The sequence below is a fragment of the Streptomyces sp. CNP082 genome (assembly GCF_059570535.1).
In genome coordinates, this window is record NZ_JCANSZ010000003.1 from 14,195 (window position 1) to 31,848 (window position 17,654).

The window sequence follows — 17,654 nt, forward strand, 5'->3', positions numbered from 1 at the left end:
TTCGTATGCAGACGTTGACCGGCTCCGGCGGTTCGAACGGCGGCGCGGCCGGCGGCACGGCCGGAGGCGCCCCGCAGCAGCGGGTGGGCCCGCACCGGATCATCGCGCCGCTCGGCCCGTACGCCCCGGAGGACCCGTATGCCCCGGGGGGCGGGCCCGGAGACGACGGGCCCCGGTTCCACCTGGCCTTCAGCGAGCCGCTGGGCCGGGTCGTGGTGCTGATGACGCCGCCGGCGGCGCTCGCCGCGGACCCCGGCTTCCGGGTCAGGTTCGCCTCCGAGGCCGGTACGTCCGCGCGGCTGGCAGGACCGGCCGCCGCGCCGGTGGCCGGGGTGGCGCCGCAGGACGAGGAGCCGTGGGTGGCGTACGACTGCGCGCCCGCGCTGCCGCTGCCCGCGGCGCTGGCGGCGCACGGCGGCCCGCTGCCGGTGGCGTACGTCTGCCGGCTGGGGGTGTCGCTGGCCGCCGCGGTGCTGCAGTCGCACGCGCAGGGCCTGGTGTACGCGGGGCTGACGCCGGCCGCGGTGCTGCTGACGCCGGCCGGGCCGCGGCTCGGGGCGTACGGCGCGGTGCGCGCGGCGGCGCCGGGCGAGGGGCCCCGTGCGGCGGTGCCCGGGCTGCCGCCCGCGTGGCTGCCGCCGGAGCAGGCGGCGGGCGGGGTGCCGCGGCCCCTGGGCGACATCTACGCGCTGGGCGTGGTGCTGGCGTACGCCGCCACCGGCGCCCACTCCCCCGACCCGGGCGCGCTGCCGGAGCCGCTGGCCTCGGTGCTCGCCGGCTGTCTGGCCCAGGACCCGGCGCGGCGGCCCCGCGCGGACGCGCTGCTCCAGCAGCTCCAGCAGGCGCAGCAGGCCCTGCCGGCGGAGCCGGGGCAGGAGCAGGTGCCCGGGGCCGTCGCGGCGGCGCTGGCCGCCCAACTGCCGGCGCTGCCGGCGCAGGGCCCGCTCACGCCCCCGCCGGGCGCCGTCCAGGGCAGCAGTGCGCCCGGCGGCCCGCCCGTCCCCGGCCGGACGCCGGACACGGCGGCCGGGGCGGGGCTCGGCGAGACCTCCCTGCCCCCGCCGCGCCCGGGCCGCCGCGCGCTGCTGCGCGGCCTCGCCTTCGGCGCCGCGGGACTGGCCGTCGGCGGGGGCGGCGGCTACGCGTACCGGCGTGCGACGAAGGAGGACCCGCCCGTCTACCGCACCACCCCCGCGAAGGGCGCCCCGCCCAAGCCGCTGTGGGTCTACCCGCTGCCGGGCCAGGACGCCAGCAAGGTCAGCGTCATCGGCAGGATCGCCGTCGTGGAGACGCTGGGGGCCCTCACCGCCGTGAACGTGCGCACCGGCAAGAAGGCGTGGGATTCCGACGTGTTCGCGGACGGCATGCTGACCCCCCTCGGCGGCGGGCTGGCGCTCTTCCCGGAGCAGATCGCCGGACTGGCGATCGTCGACATGGCCGACGGCAAGTCGAAGGGCTCCATCGAGGACTACACGCTCAACAGCAAGGTGAGCTACCAGGAGACCATCGGCGTCATCGACGGGGTCTTCTACTTCATGGGCGCGGACGACTCGCTGGAGAAGTTCTCCGCGGTGGCGTACGACACGGGCAAGCGCGAGGAGGTGTGGCGCGTACCGCTGCCGAAGGGCTACGGCGACCTGGACGACCAGCAGCTCAGCGACGGCGACCACCCCAAGATCCTCGGCGGCGAGCTGCTCCTCCCCAGCGACCCCACAGCCGACTTCGACTTCACCTACCTCGCGCTCGACCCGCGCAGCGGCGACAAAGCGTGGGAGCAGAGGTACGACGGGGTCAAGAACTACGACGGCCCCGACACGTTCGCGACCAAGGCCGGCATCCTCGTCAGCCCGCAGAACGACGACGACATGCTGCGGGCGTACGAGATGCGCGGCGGCAAGCAGGTGTGGGAGCGGCCGATGAAGGAGCACTTCTTCTCCGCGCTCACCGACCGCAAGGGCCGCACGCTGTACGGCACCCAGGACGCGCAGATGACGGCGCTGTCGGTGCAGGACGGCAAGCAGCTATGGCGCACCCCGGTCTACGCCGGCGGCCGGTTCGACGTCAACGACATCCGCCTCAGCGGCACCGGCAGGACCATCTTCTACAGCAACGAGGCCGAGGTGCAGGCGTTCGACACCCGCGGCGGGTCGCCGCTGTGGCGGTTCGCGACGGTCAGCGAGGGCGGCTCGTCCATGGACGACGGCCCCGGCGTCTCCGGCCGCGTGCTCGCCGCGGGCGACGGCATCGCCCTCGTCCTGTCCAAGGACGCCCTCTACGCACTCCCGGTGGACTGATCATGGCTGCCTCGATGACGCCTCTCACCCACGACGACCCGCGGCAACTGGGCCCGTACCGGCTGGTCGCCCGCCTCGGCAGCGGCGGCATGGGCACCGTCTACCTCGCCCGCTCCGCGGGCGGGCGCACCGTGGCGCTGAAGACCATGCACGCCGACCTCGTCAGCGGTGAAGCCGGCACCGCGGGCGCGGAGTTCCGCACCCGCTTCCGGCTGGAGACCGACGCCGCCCGGGTCATCGGCGACCGCTACGGCGCCGAGGTCGTCGACGCCGACCCGCTGGCGGAGACGCCGTGGCTGGCGACGGAGTACGTGCTCGGCCCGCCGCTGGACGAGGCGGTGGCGCTGTGCGGCCCGCTGCCCGAGACCACGACGCGGGCGCTGGGCGCCGCGCTCTGCGAGGCGCTGGGGCAACTGCACCGCTCCGGCGTCGTCCACCGCGACCTGAAGCCGTCGAACATCCTGCTGACGTCGGCGGGCCCGAAGGTGATCGACTTCGGCATCGCCCGCGCGGCGGGCGACGACCACCTGACCCGTACCGGCACCGCGGCCGGCACCCCCGCCTTCATGTCGCCCGAGCAGGCGTCCGGCGTCGAACACACCCCGGTCGGCGACGTGTTCGCGCTCGCGGGCGTGCTGGTCTTCGCCTGTACGGGCCACGGCCCCTTCGGCGGCGGGCAGGCCGCGGACCTGCTGTACCGGGTGCGCTACGGCGAGGCCGACCTGTCCGGCGTGCCCGCCGGGCTGCTGCCGCTGCTGCAGCGCTGCCTGGCCAAGGAGCCGGAGGTCCGCCCCGGCACCGACGAGCTGGCGGGGCTGCTCGCCGAGGGGCTGCCGGACTGCGCGGACGGCGCAGCCGGCTTCGCCGACCACCTCCCGGACGCGCTGCACGCCGACATCCTGCGCCGCGCCGCCGTCGCCTGGCAGCCGCAGCCGCCCCGGCTGCCGTCGCCGGAGCAGGCCGCGCTGGCGACGCAGTCGGGCGCGGCCACGGGTCCGTCGCGTCGCAAGGTGCTGGCGCTGGCGGGCGCGGGCGCCGTGGCCGTCGGCGGCGCGGGGGTGGGGGCGTGGGCGTACCTCCGCGACGACGGCAAGGAGCCGGAGGCCAAGCCGAAGGCGAAGAAGCCGAAGGCGCCGAAGGAGGTGTGGACGCGGCCGGTCGTCGGCGGCGGCGGCGCGTTCTCCCTGGCCACCGGCGGCAACTACGTCCTGCTGCTGACGTCCACCGGCGGCGGGCAGTTCGTGGACGCGCGCAGCGGCAAGCTGCGCGGGGTCGACGACCTCGCCACCCCGATGCTCGGCCTCATCGGCGACGACTCCGGGTTCTTCTCCATCTCCAGCCGCAGCGCCTCCGGTGAGGGCACCCACGCCGTGTTCGCCACCGACCCGGAGACGGGCGAGCAGGAGGAGCACGTCGCCCTCAGCGGCGCGGAGATCAAGGGACCGGCCATCGAGGGCCTGGAGAACGGCATCCTGCTGCTGCGTGCGACCACCCGCTGGGTCACCCGGGTCTACCGCGACAAGGAGACCAAGAAGCGCGTCGTCGAGAAGACCCCGTGGACCCCGCAGTTCGTGGGCGCGGACATGAAGACCGGGAAGATGCTCTGGGGGTTCGACAACAAGTCCCCGGACACCGGCCCCTCGTACGCCACCTCCGTGACGAAGAACGAGGTGCTCATCCGGGTCGAGTCCACCCTGACGTGCCTCGACCCGAAGACCGGCGAGGAGCGCTGGTCCTGGACGGCGCCCAAGGCCGACCGCGACGCGCTCGCCGGCCTGCAGCAGTTCCCCACCACCAAGGACCACGTGCTCCTCGGCCTGCGCGACCTGACCGCGCTGCGGCTGTCGGACGGCGAGGTGGACTGGACGCTCGGCAAGGACCGCGACGCGCGCGCGGAACTGGGCCCTGACACCCGCCTGTACGGCACCCCGGCGGTCAAGGACGGCAAGGTCTACGTCGTCGAGAACGGCAACGGGCTCATCGCCATCGACGGCGCCAGCGGCGAGGTCGAGTGGGAGGCCGAGGCCGACTGGGCCGGGCCGCAGGCGTTCATCGTCGCGCCCGTGGTCGGCAAGAAGTACGTGTACGTGGGCACCGGCGGGCGCGACTGGGTGCGGGCGGTCGACCTCGAAGAGCACCGGACGGCGTGGTCGTACCGGGGGCCCGAGGACAACGAACGCCCCATGGTCATCGAGCAGGACGACGCCGGGGTCCTCCTCGTCGTCACCGCGGCCGAAGTGCGCGGACTTCCCCTTCAGTAGGAACTTCCCCAGGAGCGGTACGCCCATGAAACCCCTCGGCACCGGAGACCCGCTGCGCCTCGGCCCGTACCGCCTCATCGGCGTGCTCGGCGCGGGCGGCATGGGCAAGGTGTACCTCGGCCGGGACTCCTCGGGGCGTCCCGCCGCGATCAAGGTGCTGCGGCCGGAGCTGGCCCACCAGTCGAACCTGGCGCAGCGCTTCGTCCGCGAGGCGCACGCCGCGCAGGCGGTGCAGAGCCCCGGCGTGGCGCGGGTGCTCGGCGCCGAGACGGAGGGCGGACGGCCGTGGATCGCCTGCGAGTTCCTCGCCGGGCCGACGCTGGCCGAGGCCGTCGAGCGCTACGGGCCGCTGGACGGCACGGCGCTGCGCGCGATCGGCGCGGCGCTGGCGAGCACGCTCACCGACATCCACGCGGCCGGCCTCGTCCACCGCGACGTCAAGCCGCCGAACATCGTGCTGACCGCGACCGGGCCCCGCATCATCGACTTCGGCATCGCCCGCCCCGAGCACGGCCTGACGCTCACCAGCACCGGCGAGGCCCCCGTCACGCCCGGCTACGGCCCGCCGGAGCAGGTGCTCGGGCAGCGCGTGGGCCCGCCCGCGGACGTGTTCGCGCTGGGCGCGGTGCTCACGCTGGCGGCGACGGGCCACACGGCGTACCAGGGCAGCCATGTGGCGGCCGTGCAGTACGAGGTGGTGCACGGGGAGCCGCGGCTCGACGGGCTGCCGCCCGACCTGCACCCGCTGATCGCCCCGTGCCTGGCCAAGGACCCCGCGTACCGCCCGACTCCCCCGCAGATCGCCGCCGCCCTCGCCCCGCCGCCCGGCGCCGAGGCCGTCTGGCAGCAGGGCCCGCTCGCCGCGGACATCGCGGGCCGCGAGCAGGAGGCGGCCCGCCTCGCCGCGCTCCCCGCGGCCGGCGACACCCAGGTGCCGGGGCCCTCGCGGCGGCGGCTGCTGGTCGCGCTCGGCACCGGCGGCGCGGTGGTGGCCGCGGGCGGGGGCACGGCCGCCTGGTGGTGGCTGGGCAGGGACGACGGCGGCACGACCACGGCGCCCAAGCGCGACCCGTGGGCGGCGCAGCGGCTGAAGGGCTACAGCGCCGACAACGCCCCCGCGGCGCTCTGGGGCCCGGTCGGCGGGCTCAACTCCGATACGCCGCTGCTCCTTCCGCTGCGCGAGACGCTGGTCGCCGCGATGGCCGACGGCAGCATCGCGGGCCTGGACATCCGCACCGGCAAGGAGAAGTGGCGGCAGGAGGACGCGGTGGCGGCGGCCCGCGGGGCGGCGCTCGACGAGCAGACCTTCGCCGTAGCGGACGCCGAGGGCGCCGTGTACGGGCTGCGCGGGCGCGACCGGCGCGAGCAGTGGTCGGCGCCGGACGCCCGGGCGGCCGTCGTCCTCGCGGCGTCGGCGGACGGGGCGTACGTGGCGACGAAGGACGGCGAGCTGCGCGCCGTCGGCACGGACGGCAAACAGCGCTGGACGGTCGAACTGCCGGTCAAGTCCAGCGTCAGCAAGCCCGCGTGGGCCACGACCGTAGACGGCATGCTGGTGCTCTCCGGCTCCGACGGCAGGCTCGCGGTGGTGGACACGAGCAGCGGCGACACGGTGTGGGACACCCCCAAGCGCAGCTCCTACGCGCTGCCGTGCGCGGTCGGCGGGGGCTTCGTGTACGCGGGCGGCGACGGGCTGACGGCGTACGCGCTGAAGGGCGACGGGAAGCCGGAGTGGAACGAGGAGCCGAAGGGCGAGTACATCTGGAGCGCGCCGGCCCTGGACGGCGACTTGCTCTACGCGGTGAACGACGCGAAGCTCACCGTGCGGAACGCCAGGACGCGGGAGATCGAGTGGACGGAGGAGGCCCTGGCCGTCGCGCTGAGGTACCCGCCGGTGATCCAGGGGAACTCGCTGTGGGCCGGGACGACGTCCAACATCGATCCGGACGCGCTGAAGGTCTACGACATCGGCAAGGGCAGGGTGGCGTGGGAGGACCGCCGGACGTCCACAGAGCGGGACGACTGGACCATGGCCGCGGCGAAGAACCGGGTGTTCGTCCTCTACACGGGGTCACTGACGGCAAACCCCGTGTTCTGACGGGCGCTGTCCACACGGACCCTTAGCTGGTCAACTCCCGCATCGACGTGTACACATCCATCACGGCGAGACACAGCGGCAGCAGCGACAGCAGTACGAAGCTCTCGAAGATCTCCAGGAACCGCCCCCAGAACGGGGATACGCCCACCCGCGGCACCATCAGCCCGATCGCCGTGAGCACCGCGGCCCCGATCGCCAGCACCGCGACGAGCCACAGCGTCCGCGCGTCCAGGTCCGAGCTGTCGCCGCGCGCCCGCAGCGCCGCCATCGCGTACGCCGGCGGGTTCAGCGCGAGCCCCACGCCCAGGAGCACCACGGCGGCGATACCCGCCACCAGCGCGGACGCGACCTGCGACGTGTACCGGAACAACCGCGCCCGCAACAGCATCGCCACCCCCGTGGCCAGCGCCAGCAACTGCGCCCACCCCGAGTCGGAGAAGCCCAGCACCGCCGCCGCCCCGATCACCACCGCCGAGCAGCCGCCCACCAGACCGACGAGCGTCTCGTGCCCGCGCCGTGCCTGGACCGCGATCCGGTCGGCGGCCACCGGGCCCTGCGTCTCCGGAATGTCGTCGGGGTCGGCGCCGTAGTCCGCGATCTGCGTCTTCGGCGGCTCGAACCCGACCGGTAACCGGGCGAAGCGCACGGACAGACCCGGAAGGAACGCCACGGTGCCCAGCGCGACCGGCGAGCAGATCGCCGCAGCCTCGACCGCCTCGATGTCGGTGACGACGGCGACGAACGTGACGAGCATGCCGAACGCCGCCGCGAACGCCACCGCCACGAACGACCCGTCGCCGCGCGGCGCCAGCGCGACCAGCACGGCCGCGGCGACCAGGACGGCGGCGCACCCGCCCAGGAACTGCAGCCTGCCGATGCCATGTCCGTCCGCCGGCGGCAGCACCGCGGACCCGGCGATCATCACCAGCGGCATGGCGCCGAGCCCCAGCGCGACGGCGGACGCCCGGTCCTCGTACACCCGGGCCCGCACCGCCGACAGGCACACCAGCAGGACCGCCGCGACGCCGGCCAGCACCCCCGGCAGCCCGTGCATGTCGTGGCCGACCGGATCCGCGTACCACAGCACGAACGCCATCAGCGCCAGCAGCACCCCGCCGCCGATGAGCCCCGCGGCCCGCATCTGCGCGTCGCCCCACAGCGTGTAGTCCCGCGACACCGCGGCGGCGACGGCGTCGCTGACGTCGTCGTACACCGCGGGCGGCAGCGACTGTGCGAACGGCCGCAGCGTCAGCACATCGCCGTCCAGCACGCCCTGGGCCAGCAGCGAGCGGGAGCTGTCGAGCACCGTGCCGTCCCTGCGCACTAGGTGGTAGCCGACCGGGGCACCCCGGGCCGGTGTCTGCCCGGACAGCCGCAGCACCTCGGGGTGGATGTCGGCGACCGCGACGTCCTCGGGAAGCGCGACGTCGATACGGCTGTCGGGCGCGACGATGGTCACCCGGCAGAAGCCCGTGGCGCTGCCCGTCGCCGGAACACCTGCACTCAACTGCGAGCCTCCTCCATGTCCCGTGGCTTGACGGCGTCACGACCCTACCGCCCGCACCCACTTGTCGTATCAGTAGGATCACTTTCCGTCGATCGACCGCCGACGGCTGCCGTGTGCAGCGGATGGAGGGGTTGTGAGCCAACTCGTCGTCAAGCGGCCCCCGCGTACCTTCCCTCCGGACGTCCCAGCCGGCGACCTCCGTCTGCAGGCACCGCCCGAACTCCCCCGCGGCTACCGCGAGGGCGTACTGATGCAGGTCCTGCCCATGTTCGGGATGGGCGGCATGGCCGTGTTCTTCTTCATGCCGGGCGCACACCCGATCATGCGCATCATGGGCCTGGTGATGGTTGCCGCGATGGTCGCCATGGTCATCGCGATGGTCGTCCGCCACCGCAGGGGCACCCAGGGCGAGATGGCGGACATGCGCCGCGACTATCTGCGCTACCTTGCCCAGACCCGCCGCAAGGTGCGGCAGACGGCGCGCAGTCAGCGCGACGCGCAGTTATACCTCCACCCCGCCCCCGACCAGCTGTGGGCACTCGTCGCCGAAGGCAGCAGGGTGTGGGAGCGGCGCGCGGGCGACGCGGACTGCACCGAGTTGCGGATCGGCCGCGGCCCGCAGCAGTTGGCCACCCCCCTCATCCCGCCGGACACCGCGCCGGCCGACGAACTGGAGCCGCTCACCGCGGGCGCCATGCACCAGTTCCTCAACACCCACGGCACGGTCGAGAACCTCCCCCTCGCCGTCTCCTTACGCGCCTTCTACCACCTCACCCTCAGCGGCGAACGCGAGTCTGTCTACGGCGCCGCCCGCGCCATGCTCTGCCAGCTCGCCGCCCTGCACTCCCCCGACAACGCGGTCATCGCCATCGCCACCGCCCCCGGGAGCGCGCCGCGGTGGGAGTGGGCCAAGTGGCTGCCGCACGTCCAGGACACCGGCGAGGCCGACGGCGCCGGTGCCCGCCGCCTCATCACCGATGACGTACGCGACCTGGAGCAGCGGCTGGCCGCCCGGCTGGAGGGCCGTCCCCGCTTCAGCGCTGACGGCACTCCCCTGCTGGAGCAGCCGCACCTCCTCATCGTCCTCGACGGCACCACCGTCCCCCCGGACTCCGTACTCGCCGCCCCCGAGGGCATCCAGGGCGTGTCGTTCCTTGAAGTCGTGCCCGGCGAAGTGGACACGGTGCGCGGCGGCCTCGCCATCGCCGTGCACCCGGGCACGCTGCGCATCCAGTCCCACCGGGACCTGGTCTACGAGGGCACGCCCGACAACCTGCCGCTGGCTGCCGCCGAAGCCCTCGCCCGGCAGCTGGCCCCGCTGAGGCCGCCGTCGTCCGGCGACGACGGTGACGAGCCGCTGCTGGCCAAGCTTGAGTTCACCGACCTGCTCGGCCTCGACGACGCCGCGTCCGTCGACGTCACCCGTACCTGGCGCCCGCGCACTCCCGCGGAGCGGCTGCGGGTGCCGATCGGTGTCGACGAGGAGGGCGCGCCGGTCATGCTGGACATCAAGGAGGCGGCGCAGGACGGCATGGGCCCGCACGGACTGTGCGTGGGCGCCACCGGATCCGGCAAGTCGGAGCTGCTGCGCACGCTCGTGCTGGGTCTCGCCGTCACCCACTCCTCGGAGTCGCTGAACTTCGTACTGGCCGACTTCAAGGGCGGCGCCACCTTCGCCGGCATGACGGAGCTGCCGCACGTCGCCGCGGTCATCACCAACCTCGCCGACGACCTCTCCCTCGTCGACCGCATGGGCGACTCCATCCGCGGAGAGCTGAACCGCCGCCAGGAGCTGCTGCGCGACGCCGGCAACTACGCCAACATCCACGACTACGAGCGCGCCCGCGCCGCCGGCGCCCCGCTGCGGCCCATCGCCTCCCTGGTCCTGGTCATCGACGAGTTCAGCGAGCTGCTGACCGCGAAGCCGGATTTCATCGACATGTTCATCCAGATCGGCCGCATCGGCCGATCCCTGGGCGTGCACCTGCTCCTGGCCTCCCAGCGCCTGGAGGAGGGCCGCCTTCGGGGCCTGGAGACGTACCTTTCGTACCGCGTCGGCCTGCGCACCTTCTCCGCCGCCGAGTCGCGCGCCGCGCTGGGCGTGCCGGACGCCTACGAGCTGCCGTCCGTACCCGGCTCCGGCTATCTGAAGTTCGGCAACGACGAGATGGTCCGCTTCAAGGCCGCGTACGTCTCCGGCGTCTACCGCGCGGCCGGCACGCCCGAGGAGTCCGAGGCCGCCGGCGCACGCCTGGCGCCCCCCAGACCGGTCGTCTTCACCGCCGCCCCCGTTCCCGTCCCGCCGGCCCCGCCGCCGGCCGCCGACCCGCGCCTGGCCCTCCAGGCGCCCCCGGCCTCCCCGCCCGCTGGGGCGGAGGACGACGCGCTGGCGGACAAGGTGCTGGACATCATCGTGCAGCGCCTCGCCGGCAAGGGCCCGCAGGCCCACCAAGTCTGGTTGCCACCGCTGGACGCCCCGCCGTCCCTGGACGAACTCCTCCCCGGCCTCACCTCCGTCTCCGGCCGCGGCCTCACCATCCCCGGCCACCCCTCACTCGGCCGCCTCTCGGTCCCTGTCGGCGTGGTCGACAAGCCGTACGAACAGCGCCGCGAGGTCCTGTGGCGGGACTTCTCGGGCGCGGCGGGCCACATGCAGCTCGTCGGCGGCCCGCAGTCCGGCAAATCCACCCTGCTACGCACCCTGATCTGCTCGTTCGCACTCACCCACACCCCTGAGGAAGTCCAGTTCTACGGCCTGGACTTCGGCGGCGGCGGCATGTCCGCGGTCTCCGGCCTCCCGCACGTCGGCGGCGTCGCCGCCCGGCTCGACCCGGAGCGGGTACGCCGCACCGTGGCCGAGGTCCACGGGATCCTCAACAGCCGCGAGGCGTACTTCCGCGCACACGGCATCGACACCATCGCCGCCTACCGCAGCCGCCGCGCCCACGGTGACCTCACGGACCAGCCGTGGGGCGACGTGTTCCTCATCATCGACGGCTGGGGCAACTTCCGCACCGAGTACGACGCGCTCGAACCCGTCATCCACGACATCGCCGCCCGCGGTCTCGGCTACGGCATCCACCTCGTCATCTGCGCGGGCCGCAGCATGGAGGTACGGGCCTCGCTGAAGGACCAGCTCGGCAACCGCCTCGAACTCCGTCTCGGCGACCCCCTGGACTCCGACTTCGACCGCAAGGTCGCCGCGAACGTCCCCACGGGAGTCCCCGGCCGGGGACAGGTGCCGGAGAAGCTGCATCTCATGGCGGCCGTCCCCCGTATCGACGGCGAACCCTCCGACGACCAGCTCTCCGCCGCCACCGCCGCACTGTGCGCCCGCGTAGCCGATCACTGGACCGGCCCGAAGGCACCCCGGGTCCGGCTGCTCCCCGAGGAACTGCGCGCCGAGCACCTCCCCGCGGGCGACGCCCGCCCGGAACTCGGTATCGCCTTCGGTATCGACGAGACCAACCTGGCGCCGGTGTACGTGGACTTCGACACCGACCCGTTCTTCCTTGTCTACGGCGAGGGCGAAAGCGGGAAGAGCGCGCTGCTGCGCCTGCTGGTCAGGCAGATCACCGAGCGCTACACCCCGGACGAGGCCCGCCTCGTCGTCCTCGACTACCGCCGCGGGCTCCTCGGCGCCGTCCCGGACTCGCACCTGCTGGTCTACGCCCCGATGCCCAACGCCGTCGACCGGCACGTCGCGGCCCTCACCAAGCTCATGGAGAGCCGCACTCCCCCCGGGGACGTCACGCCACAGCAGCTACGCGACCGCAGTTGGTGGTCGGGGCCGAAGTTCTTCGTCGTCGTCGACGACTACGAACTCGTCGCCACCGCCTCGGGCAACCCTCTCGCCCCGCTCGTCGACCACCTCCCCTTCGCCCGCGACATCGGCGTCCGCTTCCTCATCGCCCGCAACTCCTCGGGTGCCGCGCGCACCTCCTTCGAACCCTTCCTGCAGCGCATCCGTGAACTCGGCGTCCAGGGCGTGGTCCTGTCCGGCGACAAGTCCGAGGGGGACATCCTCGGCAACGTCCGCCCGCGGCCCATGCCCCCGGGACGCGGCTTTCACGTCTCCCGCAGAAAGGGCTCCGCACTCGTCCAGACCGCCTGGACCCCACCGGCATAGGCGGTGCGGCCGGCGCCCGTCGGACAGCCGCACGGGGCGGATCGGCGTCATGCCGATCCTCCGGCGGTGACTCAGGGAGTGAGTGCCGGTGCGTTCTGTTACGGTGTGGCCCGGGGTTGCACACGGAGAACACAAGGAAACGCGGTTGGCCGCGTGAGACACCCGGGGGTGGGATATGTCCGATGCGTTTCAGTCAGAGTGGGATGCGCTGCTTGCGCAGGTGCAGGCCGAGGATTCGCCGCACACACAGCTGAACTCGCGACCGAGCGACGGCTCGGGCTCCGGTGCGGCCCGGCTGGCCGTTGACGCGGCGGCGAAGGCGGGGGCGGCGGCATATGTGGGGCAGGAGTTATTACCCGACCTGAAGACCGCGCATGGCCTGGTGGGGGAAGCCTCCGCCGATCCCGCACCGGGGATGGTGGGTGCCGAGCGGTCGGTGTCGGGCGGCACACTCCAGAACTGGCAGACGTGGGCGGGCGTGGACGAGGTCCTGCGCGCATGGGCCAGGCAGGTGGACAACCTGCAGCAGCGGCTCCTGGGTGAGCGCGACGCGCTGCGCGGTGCGCAGGTGCTGTACCAGACACAGGACGCGCAGGTGCAGGAGACCTTTTCCCCGACCAGGACTCAGGACGTTCCTATGATCGGCAGTATCACCACGCGTGCCGACTTGACCGGCCTACGGCCGGCGGGTTGAGGGGGCTGGGGCAATGGCACTGTCGTTCCGCGACATCATCTCGGCCGACCTGTCGGAGCTGGAGGATGCAGCGGCGGCTTGGCGGAAGATGAGCAGCCGATTCAACGCCATGCACGCCAACTACCGGTCCCGGGTACACGATCCGCTGGTGAACGGGACATGGGAAGGGCTCGGCGAGGCGGCCTACGCCGACGTGGGCCGCGTGACGGCCGGGGAGTTATCAGCGGCGGAGAAGCAGGCCGAAGCCATCGCCAACCTGCTCAAAGACGCTTGCAGAAACCTGGAGGAGAGCAGGAACGAACTGCGCAAGGAGGTCCGCAGGGCGGAAGACGCGCACATGTCGGTCGATGCAGCCGGTCTCGTAAGCCTCAACACCGGCGCCCTCACCGAGGCGCAGTACACCGCGTACCGCAACGATCCCACGTATGCGGCCACCACCGACGACGCGGTACGGGAATGGCAGGCCGCGATCGACCGCCGCGTGGAGGACGTCAACCACACCGACAGGACGGTGCGTTCCGCACTCGAAGCGGCAGTCCAGCCGCCCGCGAACTTGGAAGCGGGCAAACACGGCTTCAACGCGGATGTCGTGGACGACGTCGAGAAGTTCGAGGGCGAGCGAGCGACGGAGCTAGCCACGAAGCTCAGCTCCGGTGAGGACCTGTCGGGCACGGAGATGGCGGAACTGCGCCGCCTGATGCGCGACAACGCCGATGAGCCGGTGTTCTCCCGCACGCTGATCAACGGGCTGGGTGGTCCGGCCGGTGTGGTCGGGCTGGCGTACGAGTTGAACTCCGAGGCTCACGGGGACGGCAACACCAAGCAGTACACCGCGCTGGAGAAGTCCCTGGCAACGACGCTCAACACCGCCACCACCCACAACGACGCCTTCACCAAGGAATTCCTCGCAGGCATGCGCGAGGAAGGTATGCGCCATGTCGGCAGCAACACCCAGCCGATACGCGGCTACGCCGTGCTCACCTCGCTCATGGAACACGACGGCAGCTACAGCAAGCCGTTCCTCCACGGGCTCGGCAACGACATCCGGGCAGCGGAGGAGGACGGTTCTGCGATCTGGAACGAGCATGGCAGCGAGGAGGAGGGGATCCATCACGATCCGCTGGACAACCTCCTGTCAGTCATGAGCAAAAACCCCGACGCGGCCACGTCCTACCTCGATCCCAACCAGACGGACAACCTGACCTACCTGCTCGAGGAACGGGAGTGGCCGGGCAGCGCGACCTCAACGGTCAGCCACCAAGGGCTGGGGCTGGCGATCGAGGCCGCGACCACAGGAGAGCCGCCCGGCTCCGCGGACCTCAAAGGGGACAGCAAGCACACGATCGCAGAAGCGCGCCTTATGCAGGAGGCTATTCAGCTCCTCGACGCAGGCGAAAAAGGCGACACCAGCATTCCACCCGGCATGGAACAACCCCTCGCCCGTGCTCTGGCCAATTACAGCGACGACACCCATGCCATCTTCTCCGACGTCCGGGGATATGAGAAGCACGTAGGCGGCGATCCCATCGTCAGTGGCGAGAACGGCGCCGTCGACGTCGACTTGCAAAGCCTGGTGCGCGTCATGCGCGGTGTGTCCGAGGCCCCGGAGAACTTCTCTCTTCTCTACGAGGCGGACCGCTTCCAGTCCGCGCAGGACCTGATCAGCGCACCTCAGGAACCCGGGAAGTACGGCACGGAAGACTGGGACAGCGCGGCCAAGCGCGTCGGCAGCAGCGCCGGCGTGTACAACGCTATCGGCGCGGACATCATCATGGACGAGCGGGACGCCAGGGTGGGCTGGGCCAACGACGTGGCCCGCTACAGCTATCACGGTGGGGGCGCGGCTGTGACCCAGATACCGGTTGTCGGCGACCCTGCGCAGCGTCTGATCGACGCGGCGACCTACGAGTGGGCGAAGGACGTACAGGCGGAGGCAGAGCAGGTGGCCGTGCACCGGAACTCCACTGACCTGGCGGCGAAGAACGAGGGCGTCAATGACCTGATAGACGAGTGGGCTGACAGGAGAGACATGGATCCGCTGGAGGACGCCCTCGTGGAGCAGATGCGCGGCGAGGCGAAACAGAGCTATATCGCACAGCGCCATACGGCACTTTCCGCGCTTCGGGTGGTGTGAGGCAGGTGAACGTGACGACCGTCGGCGGGGCTTCGGAGGCTGGTGAAGAACCGCACCCCCGCGGACCAAAGCGCAAGCTCCGCCGCCGCCTCATCGTGCTGGCCGGTGTGCTGCTCCTTGCACTTCTGGCGGCCATCGGCCGCTATGCAAACGATGCTTACGACAAGTGGAAGAACAACCGCACGCTTGACGACGCCTGCCAGGGCGTTGTCAATCACGCTGAACTCAAGAACCTACTGGACATCGACCGACTGCGCACGACAGATCCGGGGCCGTCCGCCGCGTTCGGCAAGGGCTCGGCCATGAGCTGCGACATCGGCGACGTTCGGGACAGTGGGGGATGGTTGCACGTAGACATCTCCTGGGACGCCAAGGACTCGGGACTTCTTGAGCAACTGGATCGGCATGACACGTACCGCGGCCAGGGCGTGCTTCCCATCGGCAACGGGTGGCACGGCGTACTCAACACGAGTAAACTGCCGCGAGCGGCTGTCGTGCTGCCTTGCAAGGGAGACAACAACACGCACGACTCCTATCTCGCGGTCACGTTTACCGCCGTCGGTAAGGTGGGCGTGGATGTGGAGGAGGGCGAGGGGCCTCGCGCGCTCGCCCGGGCGGTGACGAGCACGGCCCTCGACACTGCAAGTCAGAGCGGCTGCAAGACAGAACCCGGTACGCAGATCGACGCCCTTCCCGAGATCCCCGAGATCCCGGAGGGCACACTGCCGCCAAGAGGTGGACCACGGACGACCTGTGCCGGTATCAACGCCCCCGCCGACCCTGTCCCGGCCGATGCGACAGCACCTATTGAGAACTGCGATTTGTACGACGGCCTTAAGCTTCCCCACTACCGGCTCTCGGCGTACTACGGGCCCTACGTGGACAGTGCCCGTTCGGAGACGGATATGGGTCCGCACGTGCAAGGCGCGTCCGGAGACAGAAGGGGCCTGGTGTGGACGACGGCGCGATGCACGGAGGGCGAGGCCCTTTACATCGCCGAGTGGTATGGCATCTTCGAGCGGGAAGTAAAGCGGCTCGATCGGAAATTACTGAGGTCCGCCCTCCAGGAGTTCGCAGCCAGATCATCAGGCCGCCACGGATGCGCCCCTCCACACCCACTGCCGGAAAGCTGACTTCACCGGGAAACGGCACCGCGTCGCCGTAGACACTGTTCAACAAGACGGAATGTTTCTGCACGTCTGAGAGGTACTGCGGGCAGGGAGTTCACTCCACGGCGCTGCGCCGGACGGGTAGATGCAATCCCCGGGAGGGACGAGGGCCCCCGGGTCAAGGGGGCCGCTCGCTTCGGTGACTGGTTGCTGCGTGGGTCAGGTGGCGGGGAACTCCCCGCGCTTGACGGCCGACACGAACGACGACCAACCGTCAGCCGAGAAGACCAGCGCCGGGCCACAGGGATTCTTGCTGTCACGGACGGGAATTCCCCTCGGAAAGCCGTCGGCGAGTTCCAGGCAGTCGCCACCCTGCGCATTACTGTAACTACTCTTACGCCAGCCGCTTAGCGTAGACGCATCAAGAATGGTCTTCATCATCATACTCTTCCAAGTAAGCGTTCAACAGGTTGAAGGATTCTTGTTCGGACAACGCTTTCGAACGAGCCATGTCGAACATCTGCGTAAACTCAAGAACCTTTTTCGGCGATTCCGCCAATTCCCCAGACGCGAAGCTCTCCACGTAACCAATTGTGGCACCGCTCGGGAGCGTTAGCAGAGTCATGCTCCCACCCAGCATAGAGTGCTCCCCGCAGACGAACGGCAGGACCTGCACTGTGATGTTGGGCGACCGCGCCATCTCGATGACGTGAGAGATTTGACGCCACATGCACCCTACGCCACCTATTGGTCGCTTAAGCGCCGATTCGTCAATGACTGCCAAATAGAACGGCGGATCGTCTTTGGTGAATACCCGCTTGCGTCGTTCTCGCCGCTCGACCACGCCATCAATTTCTTCGTCCGACTGCATAGCTCCGGGGAGGCTCGCGGGAATGAGGGAACGCGTGTACTCCGGGGTTTGCAGTAGCCCAGGAATTAGACTGCTCGAAAAGGTATGAATGCGGGTCGCTTTCCCTTCCTTGCCTACGAAAGCTCGCCCGTAATCAACAACCGTCTCATCTTGCGCCATCTCCCAGAGATCGAACAGCACTCCGTCCGCATCGAAGAACTCTTCAAGCTTCCTTAAGAGACCCTCAGAGGGCAATTGTTCGCCACGTTCCACACGCCCTAGATAGCTGTGCGGAAGTGGCGGACTGTCGATCGCTTCACAGAGGGCGCGCTGAGAAAGGCCCTTTTTCTCTCTCAGGCGCTTGATTCGCTTCCCCAACTTCTTACGGGGTGTCAGTTCCTCATCCTCGCTATTCAGTTCCACCGTTCGAACATGCCTTCAGCTCGTTGGGCACTACCCGGGTTTCGGTCCCACGTCAGATGTGTCCCCAGTGTTCCCGGTCGGGGATGGTGGTAACCACTCCCGCCCCGTGCCGGATGACACGGCGTAGAGCCCTCCCCACGGCTCCAACACCCCCT

The 17,654-nt window shown here is 70.8% G+C and carries 10 protein-coding genes; 7 read left to right on the forward strand and 3 right to left on the reverse strand.

Features of this window, described 5'->3' with window-relative positions; translation table 11 throughout:
• Positions 1 to 5: 5 nt before the first annotated feature.
• Genes B124_RS03075 through B124_RS03085 form a run of 3 tightly spaced genes read left to right on the forward strand, consistent with a single transcriptional unit; the run spans position 6 to position 6,653 of the window.
• Positions 6 to 2,294: an outer membrane protein assembly factor BamB family protein gene (locus B124_RS03075; protein WP_496501049.1), complete on the forward strand. Its 2,289-nt coding sequence runs from the start codon at positions 6 to 8 to the stop codon at positions 2,292 to 2,294.
• A 14-nt stretch (positions 2,295 to 2,308) separates the two neighbouring features.
• Positions 2,309 to 4,555 (forward strand): protein kinase domain-containing protein, encoded by a 2,247-nt coding sequence (locus B124_RS03080; RefSeq protein WP_496501050.1) that lies wholly within the window; start codon positions 2,309 to 2,311, stop codon positions 4,553 to 4,555.
• A 25-nt stretch (positions 4,556 to 4,580) separates the two neighbouring features.
• Positions 4,581 to 6,653, forward strand: coding sequence for a protein kinase domain-containing protein (locus B124_RS03085; RefSeq protein WP_496501051.1), 2,073 nt, complete (start codon positions 4,581 to 4,583; stop codon positions 6,651 to 6,653).
• 22 nt (positions 6,654 to 6,675) lie between these two features.
• On the opposite strand, the gene eccD is transcribed toward B124_RS03085, so the two are convergent.
• A complete protein-coding gene (gene eccD, locus B124_RS03090) occupies positions 6,676 to 8,160 on the reverse strand; it encodes a type VII secretion integral membrane protein EccD (protein ID WP_496501052.1) in 1,485 nt (494 codons plus the stop codon).
• A 133-nt stretch (positions 8,161 to 8,293) separates the two neighbouring features.
• Between eccD and eccCa the strand changes: the two genes are divergently transcribed.
• From eccCa to B124_RS03110, 4 genes are all read left to right on the forward strand, one after another.
• Complete coding sequence (gene eccCa, locus B124_RS03095) at positions 8,294 to 12,289, forward strand: type VII secretion protein EccCa (RefSeq protein ID WP_496501053.1); 3,996 nt, start codon at positions 8,294 to 8,296, stop codon at positions 12,287 to 12,289.
• 175 nt (positions 12,290 to 12,464) lie between these two features.
• Complete coding sequence (locus B124_RS03100) at positions 12,465 to 12,983, forward strand: hypothetical protein (RefSeq protein ID WP_496501054.1); 519 nt, start codon at positions 12,465 to 12,467, stop codon at positions 12,981 to 12,983.
• A gap of 13 nt (positions 12,984 to 12,996) precedes the next feature.
• Entirely contained in the window at positions 12,997 to 15,117 is a 2,121-nt protein-coding gene (locus B124_RS03105) for a hypothetical protein (RefSeq protein ID WP_496501055.1), read from the forward strand.
• A gap of 5 nt (positions 15,118 to 15,122) precedes the next feature.
• Positions 15,123 to 16,250 carry a hypothetical protein gene (locus B124_RS03110; protein WP_496501056.1) on the forward strand — a complete coding sequence of 376 codons (1,128 nt, stop codon included), beginning with the start codon at positions 15,123 to 15,125 and terminating at the stop codon, positions 16,248 to 16,250.
• A 195-nt stretch (positions 16,251 to 16,445) separates the two neighbouring features.
• Here the strand turns inward: B124_RS03110 and B124_RS03115 are convergent, their stop codons facing one another.
• Both B124_RS03115 and B124_RS03120 read right to left on the reverse strand, forming a co-directional pair.
• A complete protein-coding gene (locus tag B124_RS03115; RefSeq protein WP_496501273.1) occupies positions 16,446 to 16,667 on the reverse strand; it encodes a DUF397 domain-containing protein in 222 nt (73 codons plus the stop codon).
• Complete coding sequence (locus B124_RS03120; protein ID WP_496501057.1) at positions 16,648 to 17,499, reverse strand: helix-turn-helix domain-containing protein; 852 nt, start codon at positions 17,497 to 17,499, stop codon at positions 16,648 to 16,650. Before B124_RS03120 ends, B124_RS03115 begins: the two co-directional genes overlap by 20 nt.
• Positions 17,500 to 17,654 lie beyond the last annotated feature (155 nt).